The sequence below is a fragment of the Bacillus cereus group sp. BceL220 genome (assembly GCF_051776965.1).
Taxonomy (GTDB): Bacteria; Bacillota; Bacilli; order Bacillales; family Bacillaceae_G; genus Bacillus_A; species Bacillus_A cereus.
The window spans coordinates 103,225-115,934 of record NZ_JBPWBC010000010.1; the positions used below are offsets into that span (position 1 = coordinate 103,225).

Below are 12,710 nucleotides of genomic sequence, written 5' to 3' on the forward strand. Positions count from 1 at the left end.
CAAATCAGTCTATAACATTACGGATTTGCGTCATATGTTGTCCTCTCGCCGTATAGTTTAGACCTGTAATTTGTACACCCTTATTATCACCAATATGAATCATTTTCTGATTTCCTAAATAAATAGATACATGGTTCGGATTTTCATAGAAAATTAAGTCCCCTGGCTGTGCACGACCGATATCGGGTACCTGTTTTCCCTGTCCAATTTGAGCACCTGTCCAATCTCCTAGTTGGACACTTATACTGGTTTTAAACACGTATTGTGTAAATCCCGAACAATCGGCACTACCTGCAGCTGGATTTCTAGCACCGGATACGTAGCTCACTTTCCCTTGTCCAAGCCATTTTTTCGCTTCTTCCAGTACCTTTTGTCGTTTAGCATTTGTCATTGTAGGAGAGCCACCTGATGATAACCCTGGATCATCATTTTTCTTAAAGAATTTCATTGGATCCGTTGGTTGGTCGTTTATACGAATTTGGAAATCTAAATGGACAGCGTATCCAAACATATTAAGAACACCACCAACATAGTTAGAACCACCCATTTCCCCTATAATCTGTCCTTTTGTTACCATAGTTCCTGGTGCAACTAAGATTTTACTCAAATGTAAGTAACGAGATACAACGCCATTTCCATGGTCAACATAGACCCCTAAACCACCGTTGTTTACATTTCCCGTTTTATCCGTAACCATACCAGCTTCCATCGACCATACGGGGTCTCCTGGTTTTCCAGCGGTCATGGCCCCAATATCTACAGCATTATGCGGTTTGCTAGCATGAATTTCATCAAATGTACCTGTAATACGCCCGCTTTTCGTTGGCCATTTCCAACCTTTATCAGAAATCCATTCTCCAGATACATCCGCAACACATCCCAAATCTTTGTAATATTTCAAAACTTTAGAAACGTAAGTGTAATCCCCATAGCACGCATTAACCTTTGTCCTGAAGTTATTCGGATCCTTACAACCATCTGGATTTAAATGATTCTTACTTCTTGAGAACTCAATAGCTGTTTCTTCTGAATAGCCACCCTTTGCTAAAGCGTAACTAATAAAACCTTCGCCAAAGTTGTAAGACTGCAAAGCGAGTGCAATGTCACCATTGGCCTTTCCTAGTACATCTTTAAATTCCCGTACACCTGCTTCTATAGAAATATTGGGATCTTTAATACACCCTACACGAGCATTTCCCTTTACACCTATACAAGATGAGCTCATGTCTCCATATTGCCCCTCTGAAGCCTGCATCGGGTCATTTCCTGCTCCACCTGATTCCTGCATCATTTGGGCTGCGAGAATACCAACATATTGAGCAACACCATGTTTTTCTGCCATTTCTTTAATTTTAGGAAGGTATCCTGTAACTTTTGCATTAAGGTTAACAGGCTCTCCACCAGGACTCACATTACCTACACACATACCACCAATAAATCCACCAGTAGTAGGAGCAAGATGTCCATACATTCCTTCTAACATCCCCGCTTCTAATATCTCACGAGCACGCTCTTTTTGACTTTTACTAAACTTTGCGAGTTCCATCGCTTTCTCTAGCCCATGAGAAGATGTTGTCACTTTTTTACTTCCACTCGCATTAATCTCATCTATTTTTTTCTTAAAATCTGTATCTCCTAATATCTTTTTTACATCTGGTCCGGAGTAACTTTCAGATTTTGTTTTTTGCATCTCTTTTTTCTTTTTTTCACAAGGACCATTCGGTCCCGCCTCGCATACCTCATTTTCCGTATATTCTTCATATTGGATATCCAAGAAATATGATATAGCATCATGCGGATCTTTACCAGTTAAATCATTATCATATCGTGCCATGTCAAAGGCGACGACCTCTTTCCAATCCACATTCAAAGCCATTGAGACTTCCATATATTTTTTTACTTGTTCCTCTGTCTTACCTTCATCATCGGTAAAAGGTACAAAAGAGACTAAAATCACACACACAGCAATAATTACTCCCATAATTAAAGCGGCAGGTACTCCAACCGCTGCTATAACGGCACCCACAATTTTTAGTATACCTGCTTTTAGCATTTTGGCAGCAGCTTTCGCTGCCGCCTTTCCTGCTTTCCCTGCCAATTTTGCCATCTTCCCACGCGCTTGCATTCCTTTTTTCTTAATAAAGTGGGAAGCTACATCTTTTAAAGGATTACTTTTTTTCTGTTCATTTGGATCGTTAGGATTTTGACTCATAGACTTATCACACCATATTTTCCATTTTGAGAATTTCTTCCTCTTCGCTGTGCTAAGCGAGGATTTGGTGCAAATGGAATCAGATTTTGTGGGTCATGTTCTGATAAATTCAGATGCGTCTCTGTACGAACAACTTCATCCTGTGTATGTGTTACTAAAGTTTCTTCTCTTGGCTTAATACTACTGTCTTTCACTTCACAAGCTCTTTCAATCCTTTGGTTTGCTTGTAAGCGCGTATCTCCTTTTCCAAACGGCGAAATACGTGACACTGTACCGTCTGTTGTTGTCGCAACCATATAACTACGATCTCTTTCTACCACCATTTGTACATTTTTATAACCACCTTGGTCTAAATCAGACATATAGAAGTGACCATTGTCTACCTTGTGATTGACCGTAAGTGGTGGTTCATTAAATACCGGTTTCTGTTGTAACGGTCTTTGATTTTGGTTTCCTACTAATTGATTTGGATTTACATTGATCGAGCGATTGATATTGATTTTGCCACCACTTGAATCTTGTATATAAGCCGGAGATGCTTTCGTACCATTACGGTACTGCGTTAATTGTCCATCTGAAATATTTAAGTCCTGATATACAACTTGTCCAGATCGTATACTGCTATCTCCACTACCATAACGAGATACAACTTGCGTCATACCACTAGCGTCTTTTGCTTCAATCCAAGATTTATTATTTGTCGTCACAAGACGTACTGCACCTTTTACAACCGATTGCGCGCCTGTATGATCTGTTGTTGTCGGTACCATCTGTTGAATTTCCTGAATCTCTTTTGCTTCTGTACGAACTGCACTGTTATACGGATTATGTTTACTTACCATACGTGCAGTTGCTTGATAAGCACCCGCACCACCAATCACATCTGCGGCGTAACTTAAGCCTTTTGTCACATTATAGTGACGCTCTGCTGCATTCCCACCTAATGATGTATTAACAGCAGCATTGGTCCCACTTATTACTCTTTGTACTGCATTCCCTCCGGATTGTTGAACAGCACTCGCGGCACTAAAGTATGCATTTGATACCGTATCAATGCGATCCGCAAGCATAAGGTGTTTCGCACCTTCCATTACACTCATACCAAGTTTTGAACTCTGCTGTGTCATACGTCCCACTGCAGATGTTGGGATAGACATTTTACCAGCACTTTGTGCAATATTTGCTACACTTGTTGATGCATCTGCATAAGAGCGTTCAATTTCCCCAACGGAAAGATCTCCTGCACGTGCGATACTGGCTTGCGTTTGTGTCGCTGCATATACAGCTTTATTGATTGCGCCACCTGTTGCAACGCCATGTGAACGAACACCTTGAATCGCACTAGTAATTCCAGAACCTACTTGTTGACTCACCGTTCCAAGACTTGCATGGCTTTGTAATCCTTTCGTTAATTGCGAAGCAAAGGCATCTTTATTAATATACGATTGATTATGTAGACTCTTACCACTCGTATCTTTTGCCTGTACGGGCATCGCTCCTGCTTGTACCGCCGCTTGTTGTGCGACTGCTTTAAATTCATTTCCTTTTTCATTCAGGTGTGACTGCCACGCTTCTAATTTTTGCTTTGGATACATAGTTGGAGACAAGTTTTTCATAAAGCTTGCCTTGTTCTCAGCTGCATATCCTTGTTTAAAGGATTCTGTAGAAGCTTGTACCAGGTTCCCAACATTACTTACTTGTTTTGCTTGCTGACTTCCTGTTCCATTTGTCAAACCGTGCGTTTTCACAACGTTGACTGCCTGCTGAATGCCTGCCGCACTGGATATACCCATCGCATTTAAGTCAGGATCTTTTTGTAACTGTTGTGATAAATGAGAAGCGAAAGCTTCTTTATTCGCATAGTTTGTACCATCTTTTTGCTGTACAATACCAGCTGATTCCGCCGCTTGTTGTGCATGATTTTGAAATCCTTGTACTTTTTGACCTAAATGTTTATTCCATGCGGCTTCTTTTTCTTGCTGCGGCATATCTGCAGGGAATTGTTTCATGAATCCTGCCTTATGGTCTGCACTATATGCTTTCTTAAATGCAGCAGTAGAAGCACCGACAAGAGCACCGACTTGTCCCATATTTTGATGGCCACTTTCTAACGTTTCTCCTTTTACATCCTCGACTGCTTTTCCGACTTTTCCTAATGCAAGTCGAGAAGCAAACGCATCTTTATTCACATAGGACTTATCAAACAGATTGTTTCCTTGTTTGTCCTTCGCATCAACTGGCATGGCTCCTGCTTTTGTTGCCACCTGTTCTGCGTGGTTTCTAAATCCTTGTACTTTTGTGTTCAGATGGTCGTTCCAATGTTTCTCTTTCTCTTCCGCTGACATATTTTCTGGTAACTGACTCATAAACGTATCTTTATGGTCTGCCTCATACCCCTTTTGGAATGCATTCGTTGCAGCGTTAACTAAATCTCTAGCATTTCCATATGGTGTAGCGGTTTTCTTCATATTTTGTAAATCTTGTTTCCGCTGATTTGAGAAACGAGACATTTGATCACTATTTGTTTTCGCTACTTTTTTAGCAATATCTGCATCGGACGCACCAGGGAATGCTTGTTTTAAGCGACTCGCAACTGCAGAATCAGGATTATCCGCTTTCCAATTTTCAAAATCTTTTGTAGCTAAATCCTGTGCGATATCTTCATCGGTTAGTTCCGGATACGATTCGCCATTTAGATTTGAATACGTGTCCGCACCCTTCTTTATACTCGAACCAATATGTTTTCCTAAGGCTACAGCCCCTTCGCCAACTGCAGCAACACTTCTGCCAGCCACTGCACCAGGAGCACTACCTAATGCACTTCCAACTTGCGAGCCTGCTACCATCGCTCCCGGTCCAAGACCAGCTCCCGCTGCCATACCTGCAAGTCCTGTCGCTGCTTTACCAATTGAACTTCCAATTTGACCTGCTTTTAACATACGAGCTGCACGAGATGTTGTACCAACATCTGTCCCTAAATTTGCTCCTAATGCATTTTTCGGGTTATCCGCATCTTCTTTATTATCTTTCTCTCCATCTTTCTTTTCTTTCCCTTTATCTTTTGCACTACGGTAGTCGTCACGAACACCTTTAACCAAACCAGCCACACTTGCTAAAGCACCCATACCCATCATCGTACCCGCTCTATGAATACCAGCGGATGCATTGGTGCTAAGGCCAATAAAACTTTTCACAATTTCACCAACTGGGATAAACATGGTAAGCAATACTAATTTTATGATAGGATTTTGTGCACCTCCAATAAGTGTAATGACTAACCATAGGGTAATTGCGTGAATCGCTTGAATTAATACTGCTCCCATAAACTCACGAATCCAATATAACGTCTGTTGTTTCTTTTGCGGGAACAACCACATTCCTACCATTACAGGGCCTAGTAACATTAATACGTATAGTGTCACAGCACGCATTAAATAATAAAAGTTTGCCCATATCATTAATCCAGCTTCAATAAATAGTCCGAATATGATAAACATATAATCATTTTTATGGCCTTCCATTGAAAGTTCTGTAATCGTCTTATTGTCAGACAGTCCAGACTTTAATAAAGGTATTTGTTGATCCGGGTTGAAATTCCCGTTATTTACTCCATTTATCGCCTCTTTAAATTCCAATGTAATCCAAGAATTTAGATCAAATACAAAATTATAAAAGAAATCTAAATGCCAGAGGCAAATCGAGATAATCATTAAGTCTTTTGCATATTCAATTAATGCCGTGCGATTATTTGGATTCATAGTCGTTGCTGAATATTTTGCTGCTGTAATTACTACACTGACGAGGACACAAAAAGCAACAAATTTAAACATGACAGGCATACCGGTATCTAATACATTCGTAACTGCATTCTTTGCATATAAAAAATCTAGATTAGATTTATCTCCACCAAAGACTAGAACTGGAATAGTATCCATAAATCCATAAATAGGCGCTAGGAGGGCCTTTACCATATGGATAACAAGGCCACCGACCCAATCTATTATTTTCTCAAGCATAATTTCACCTTCCTTTACAAAAGTACGCTACTATCCTGCGTACCCTTGTACTTTCTTCATATTGTTTAGAAGCTCTTGAAGTACCGCTTCATTCGATTCAATAAACATCATTTCTTTATCTGATGGATCTGTTTGAATCCAAACCGAGCTATCTCCTACACGGAAAATCCCTTCTCCTTTTCCTGGATTGTTGAGAATAATATCAAGCTCCCCAGCAGTTAAGTTAAAGTTCTCTTGAATTTTTTTCTTATCAATCTTATTTTGTTCTAAGAAGAAATAAGAGAAAGTAGATTGCAAGATACCACGAGCTTTTACATTTTCTAAGATACGAACAAAGTCCTGACTTGCCCAACACATACCGGCATTTCTTTTACGTGAACGACGTGCTACTTTTTCTAAGAAGTTAACCGTTTGTTCATAATCGATAAACTGCCACATCTCATCCACATACAGTACTTTTCGTTTGATAGCATGTTCTGGACTCTTAATCCAATGCTCCCAAATATAGTTCAAGATAACGTGGAAAGCGATTGGTTTTAAAAATCCTTCCTCTAAATGGCTAATGTTGAAATTAACAACGCGTGATTCATTTAACTGTGTTTCTACACCACGACCAAAATGACTTTGTCCATCAAATAATGGTTTTGAACCATCACGTAAGAACGGACGAATCGCGGCGATTAACTCTTCTGCCTTCACATCATCTCCATGATTTTCTACTATGACATCGTAGATTTCTTTTAACTCTGGCTCTGGCTTTCTCACTTGAGACTGAATTAATTGTCCATCCACCTTCTTCACTTCATCCGTATATAAAGATGAAGGGTGAGAAGTAATACCATGTCTCTCAAACACTTCACGAATTGCATCCTCTAGCATTGTACGCTGGAATACATTCAATCCTGGTTGATCAAAGTCTTGCCCGCGAATAATAATGTCAAAGAATCCGAGTATTTCATTGATTTTCTCTAAAATCGGTACAAATCTTACATACTTTACACCATCACGTTCTACGAGTTCTTTCTTATCGTATTGTTCAAGTGCTTCTAGTTCTTCATCTTTATCTGTAATTTGCAATTCTGTTACAGCAATTGCACAAGGGTTGATAATGATATTACTTTCAGGTGAAATGTTTAAATTAATACCACCTAAGCGTTTTGTAATTTTTACGAATTCACCTTCTGGATCGATAATCATTGCATGTGTATCTGCAAGTGACGTTTCACGAGCTAGCTTCATTTTTAAAAGTAAACTTTTCCCGGAACCTGAGATCCCTGTTACCCCAATGTTATAGTTTGGGGGACGATAATCTGCATTCCCGAATGAATTTAAAAATTCTACTTGCCCAGTAATTTTGTTCTTTCCTATTGGTATCCCACCATTAAATCTTCCTGAACCTGACACAAAAGGTGCAAATGTACATAACGCACGTCTATCGATATTTCGATAGGTATCTTGCAGCGTATTTGGTGCCCCTAGTGGCATAGTAGCTTTCAAACCACTTTTCACACGGTTCCAAGTACTTGCTATCTTAAAGTGAGATGCTTGCATTTCATCTTCAATATACTCACATAGAACGTCCAATTCTTTCTTTGATTCTGCGTAAGCAACACCCATTGTACTCACCATATACGAGTCATTTTCATTGAACTGGATTTCATCCATTAAATTGTTTGTATCTTGAATTTTTGCATCTAAGTCTTTTTCTTGGTCAATGTTTCCTCGTGTACGTTGGAAAGAAAGATTGGAACGTAACATTGTAAGCTGCATATCTAATGATCGCATTGCCTTAGCTTTTGGCTCTTTATGAATATCAATCATGACATCCACTTCCCCAGCCGAAGTTAACATGTTCAGCCAGTTGGTTTGCATCATACGCGGGTACCCATCACGTGGAATATAAAACGGACGGAAGAACGTATTACTTCCTAAAGATTGTTTAATAACTCCATAATCTTCTGCGTCAATTTTCATTCCTTCTGGAGCAATAACATCAAACACTGTTGTTTGATTGTCTAATTGCGTCGGTACTTCCTCTTCTTCCAGCTCTTCCTCCTCTAGCTCCAATTCATCCTTCTCTTCGGCTTCTATTTTTTTCTTTTCCTTTTTCTTTTTTCCGAATAACTTCATGTTTACGCCACCCCGTTATTTGATTTTTCTGCTTTTTCTCCTGCTAGCACTTTCTTCATTAACTCTAGTTTTCTTTCATTTGTTTCCCCTGTTGAATAGAGCGAGAAATTCTCGTTTTCAATTAAGTCCTGGAAACGAGCTTTTACGGCTTTCCGACGGTTAAATGCTACGTATAAAAGTTCTATTAATTTATCTTTCGTTAACATTTCTACATTAATTTTTGCTTTCGATAGTAGATTTCGAGAAGCATTATAACGGCGATATAATTCGTTAAACGCCTTATCTACAATCTTTTCTTCTAACTCCTCCTCTGTATCAGCAGTAATCGTACTAATATCAACCTTGTATGGATAAATTAAATAACGTTTTTGTTCATATCGAGGTTGCGAACGCTGCCAGTACTCTAAGTTATCGATAACTTCTTGTCCATATAGAACCGTCTCTGGTGTAAGGTCCTTCGCACCTTTCATCGTTTCTGTCATTTTTCGTACAGGATCTGTTAAATCTACGAACTTACTTTGAATATATACTTTCGTATTAAACTCTAATGTGGTTAACCATGATTCAATTTTGATATCAATCGCTTCTTGTTCCATATTGGAAAGTAAGTAATAGTTAACCGGATGTGCTTCCGCAACCAGGACAAATGTGTCATCATGATACCGAATCATATGATTATCGATTTCCTTAATGTCTTCTACAAAAGCACGAAAGAAGTCAACATTATCCTCATCAATTTCTGTTTCAGCAGGCGTATTTTTTTTATTTTTCTTTCCAGATTTTTCAATAGTGTGTTTCTCTACTCCACCTTGCTTTTTCCCTTTTTTCTTAGAACCAAACAGCGGTTTTCCATTCATTTTTCGATAAAAGAAAAATCCTACAATGGCTATCGCCGCAAAATATATCATTTCTAACATTTACAAATTCTCCTTTGCCCATGTAGTTGCCTCGTACCCTTTTCTCCACTTGCCTTTTTCGGAGCGGCTACGCATTTTGATAAGTAAAAATCTATCTAGATACATGTGTTGTTTTTCTTTATAAATAAACGCAAACGCTATAACACCTATTACCGTTGGTAGTGCTAAAATTAAGCAAATAAAAAATGCTACTACCGCATCAATAGGTGCAAATAGTCGCCATAAAAATGGTACATATAAATAAAGGGATGCTCCGCTACCCAATAGATAAATCAATTGGCGTTTGCTTAGCACACCTAACAGTGTTTTTTGTTCCGAAGTCATATCAACAGGAACGGTTACTTTTCTCATTCTGTTTCCTCCCTTGTATAAGAGAAGCTCTCCCCAAATAGAGGAGAGCTTCTACAAACTCTTATGTTTAGATTGTTGTAACCCAAGAAGCAATGTCGTACGCCTTAATCATGACAAAGCCTCCAATTGCTGCGCAAGCTAAACCAATCATAGCTTGCGTACGGTTCTCAGGGTTCTTCCCTTGGGCACCAGAAAGTTTAATACTTGCGAATACAACACAAGCAACTACCCAAATACCACCAAAACCAATCAATGTTTTTACAAGGGTATTCATGCTATTTTGAACGGTTTGAGCATTCGCACCACTACCTTTTCCAATACCACTCGTAAAACTACTTTTTGCCAGTAGAAAATCTCCTACCGATGTTGTCATAAGTTTTGCAGACAACCAATTCAACATAATTCCTGCACCTCCGGGTGTTTTTGCTCGCAAAACGCAAAAAGACCCCAATACACGCACACGTCCCCTAAGGACATGGCGCATATTGAGGTCTTCTCTTATATGCGAACTGATTAAATTTATATTTTATTGTAAAATCTTATTACGTGTATATTATAGCAATACGATTTTAAAAATACAACCCCTTATTTACACCTTTATTACTTTTTATCCTCCTTATTAGGATCGTACCATACCATTTGAATTTGAAAAATATCACTGTCCTTAAGACCTAAAACATTCTTAAACAGACTATAATTAGAGGTTGAAAGTATGGTCTATTATGTATACAATAATACAAGAACTTGTGTTCGATTTTATATTAGGGAACATAGCCCACAACGTGAGGCGTAGAAAGGTCGAGAGACCGATCGTACAAAGGAGTTAAGAGGTGAAGAACTATGCGTGTACAAGAGGTGATCCTAGAGAATGGAAAGAGATACATATTAGTAGATTCAGATGGGGTTCCTGTGATTCCTGTGGTGAAGTACCTCAAGTATTTGGATGTTACAGGGAAAAGCAGCAACACACGGAAGACTTATTGTTATGTACTCAAACAGTATTTCTTGTACTTACAGAAAACAGAGAAAGATTACAAGCATATAAGATTAGAGGACTTGGTGGAGTTTGTGGGATGGCTTCGGAATCCGTATGAGAGCACCAAGATAATGTCCCTTCGGCCTGTGCAGACATTGACTTTCGAACATATAATGATTCCGTCTAACTTTTTCATCTTTAACATATTCAAAATCTCTATTTCTTTATCCGCGCTATTATCAGTTTGGCAGAGCATCATATTGTAATTATGTTTTACAGCCTCTCTTGAAATACCTTCTATAACTGCACTGTAATATTGATTATTTACAAATGGAAGAAGCACTCCAATAACATTTGTTTTTCCTCGTACTAAATGAATCGCATTCAAATTTTGCGTGTAATTTAACTTTTCGATAATTGCTAATATCTCTTTTCGTTTTTGTTCATTTACATAAGGATAATTATTTAAAACACGAGAAACAGTAGAAACCGAGACCCCCGCCAGTTCTGCGATTTTTTAATATTTGTCATCATACACTCTCCCTTCCCACTACATATTAGCGCATACAAAAAAATTTATAAATGTCCCTTGACCTGGTAAGCATTTCACATCATACCATGTTATGGAAGACTAAATAAGAAAGGATGTATGTTTTATATGATTTTGTAAGTAGAGCACATATTTTTCATAGGTGGATTACCAGGAAAATAATAATAATTATCAAAGGGAGAGATTTACTTGTTATTCTCTGAGAGATGTGAGTTACACGTAATTTCCGAAAATGATTATAAAAACATTAAAAAATTATATGAAAACGAGCTAGTAAGAAAATACTTAGGAGGTATTATCGACGAAGAAGCATATAAAATTAGATTTTATGATATATTAAATTCAAAAAATAGCTCCCTCCACTGGACTGTATTTTTGAAAGATAGTAAAGAATTTATAGGTTTTGTTTTCCTTGATACGTATCATGATGGGATTAATACAGAGATTGGGTATCAATTTTTACCTGAGTTTTGGGGTCAAGGCTATGCAAAAGAAGTGATTATGAAAGTATTAAACCATGGATTTAGTGCATTAAACTTAACCACTATTGTCGCTGAAACTCAGTCACTTAACATGGAATCTTGTGGACTATTAAAAAGAGTTGGAATGAAATTCGAGGGGACATTGGAACGATTCGGTAATCAACAGTCTAAATTTAGTATTTCAATTTCTAGTGGAAAGTAAGCCCGAAATATAAAAAAAAGGACCACCTTTTCGGTACACACGATGAATGGCCATCTATCCTAATTTTTTTCGGATAGATGGCTAGTTTGCACATGTGGCTTGGATTTTTTTCGACCAAGGCATGTAATTATTTAAAATCACTGGCTGCTGGTGAATCGGTAAATATGGCAATTCTGTTATTAACGTCACTAGGTATTGATAGAAATCGATAACGGTAAAAAACGCCCCTTATAGGGGTCACCATACATGCCCATCAACTTAAGAAAACAGATTCACCCCAAAACGAAAAAATAAGCTTAATTCTCAAATATAACTGTCGAGAGGTAAAATTTTTGTTTTGGTGGTGCTTCAAAATATTAGCTTGATAGCGATGGGACTGACCCACTAATACTATATTTTAATAATGACTCTTTTCATGAAACAAAACTCAGTTATTAGTCTAAACCATTTTTTAGATTTAACAATAACAAGTGTGCTTCTTTACCTTTCAGATAGTCTCTATTATTCTAATTTCTTCATTTCTTTCAGTCGTTCTATATCCTTTTCTGAAGCATTTTCTATTTTATACAGTTCATAGCTACCCTTTATCTCATCTATCACTATAAATTCAACTTCATTCCGAACATAGCTTTTGGTTTTCCCCTTTTTATAACCAATAACATTATCTAATATAGTTTTTCCACTATCTTTTTTATATAAATTATAACTAACAGGTGGACGGCCAATTACATACTTATTATCAGAAAACCCGACTATATCATCCCTCCCTAATCCTGTCGAAACACTCAAGACAAAAATAATCTGAAATATAGAATAAACAACCATACCGCATAAGAAAAAAAATAACTTTAAAAGTATCTTGCCCAAAAAACAT

The 12,710-nt window shown here is 37.9% G+C and carries 8 protein-coding genes and 2 pseudogenes; 2 read left to right on the top strand and 8 right to left on the bottom strand.

The window, feature by feature from the left end; all coding sequences use genetic code 11:
• Positions 1-4: 4 nt before the first annotated feature.
• The 6 genes from ACS2FK_RS22475 to ACS2FK_RS22500 form a co-directional block, all read right to left on the bottom strand.
• Positions 5-2,212 (bottom strand): lysozyme family protein, encoded by a 2,208-nt coding sequence (locus ACS2FK_RS22475; RefSeq protein ID WP_063549578.1) that lies wholly within the window; start codon positions 2,210-2,212, stop codon positions 5-7.
• Positions 2,209-6,228 carry a type IV secretion system protein gene (locus tag ACS2FK_RS22480; RefSeq protein ID WP_063549579.1) on the bottom strand — a complete coding sequence of 1,340 codons (4,020 nt, stop codon included), beginning with the start codon at positions 6,226-6,228 and terminating at the stop codon, positions 2,209-2,211. The genes ACS2FK_RS22475 and ACS2FK_RS22480 overlap by 4 nt, the downstream gene beginning before the upstream one ends.
• 30 nt (positions 6,229-6,258) lie before the next feature.
• On the bottom strand, positions 6,259-8,295 hold the full coding sequence (locus ACS2FK_RS22485; protein WP_407708843.1) for a VirB4 family type IV secretion system protein: 2,037 nt from the start codon (positions 8,293-8,295) through the stop codon (positions 6,259-6,261).
• Positions 8,296-8,360: 65 nt separating this feature from the next.
• The gene (locus ACS2FK_RS22490; protein WP_063549583.1) at positions 8,361-9,275 is read right to left on the bottom strand and encodes a hypothetical protein; all 915 of its coding nucleotides are present in this window, start codon (positions 9,273-9,275) and stop codon (positions 8,361-8,363) included.
• Complete coding sequence (locus ACS2FK_RS22495; RefSeq protein ID WP_063549585.1) at positions 9,276-9,626, bottom strand: PrgI family protein; 351 nt, start codon at positions 9,624-9,626, stop codon at positions 9,276-9,278. It abuts the gene before it with no gap.
• Between the two features lie 67 nt (positions 9,627-9,693).
• Positions 9,694-10,110 carry a hypothetical protein gene (locus tag ACS2FK_RS22500; protein WP_001216650.1) on the bottom strand — a complete coding sequence of 139 codons (417 nt, stop codon included), beginning with the start codon at positions 10,108-10,110 and terminating at the stop codon, positions 9,694-9,696.
• Between the two features lie 356 nt (positions 10,111-10,466).
• Between ACS2FK_RS22500 and ACS2FK_RS22505 the strand changes: the two are divergent.
• A pseudogene (locus ACS2FK_RS22505) lies at positions 10,467-10,731 on the top strand (site-specific integrase); the annotation flags it as partial.
• A gap of 25 nt (positions 10,732-10,756) precedes the next feature.
• Here the strand turns inward: ACS2FK_RS22505 and ACS2FK_RS22510 are convergent.
• A pseudogene (locus ACS2FK_RS22510) lies at positions 10,757-11,133 on the bottom strand (LacI family DNA-binding transcriptional regulator); the annotation flags it as partial.
• A gap of 208 nt (positions 11,134-11,341) precedes the next feature.
• Between ACS2FK_RS22510 and ACS2FK_RS22515 the strand changes: the two are divergent.
• Positions 11,342-11,836, top strand: coding sequence for a GNAT family N-acetyltransferase (locus tag ACS2FK_RS22515; RefSeq protein ID WP_000899000.1), 495 nt, complete (start codon positions 11,342-11,344; stop codon positions 11,834-11,836).
• 501 nt (positions 11,837-12,337) lie between these two features.
• Here ACS2FK_RS22515 and ACS2FK_RS22520 read toward each other — a convergent pair.
• Positions 12,338-12,703 (bottom strand): hypothetical protein, encoded by a 366-nt coding sequence (locus ACS2FK_RS22520; protein WP_063549587.1) that lies wholly within the window; start codon positions 12,701-12,703, stop codon positions 12,338-12,340.
• Positions 12,704-12,710 lie beyond the last annotated feature (7 nt).

Excerpts from the sequence above, each read along its gene's own strand:
- ACS2FK_RS22475 (WP_063549578.1), bottom strand. The coding sequence starts at position 2,212 with ATGAGTCAAAATCCTAACGATCCAAATGAACAGAAAAAAAGTAATCCT.
- ACS2FK_RS22480 (WP_063549579.1), bottom strand. The coding sequence starts at position 6,228 with ATGCTTGAGAAAATAATAGATTGGGTCGGTGGCCTTGTTATCCATATG.
- ACS2FK_RS22490 (WP_063549583.1), bottom strand. The coding sequence starts at position 9,275 with ATGTTAGAAATGATATATTTTGCGGCGATAGCCATTGTAGGATTTTTC.
- ACS2FK_RS22495 (WP_063549585.1), bottom strand. The coding sequence starts at position 9,626 with ATGAGAAAAGTAACCGTTCCTGTTGATATGACTTCGGAACAAAAAACA.
- ACS2FK_RS22500 (WP_001216650.1), bottom strand. The coding sequence starts at position 10,110 with ATGCGCCATGTCCTTAGGGGACGTGTGCGTGTATTGGGGTCTTTTTGC.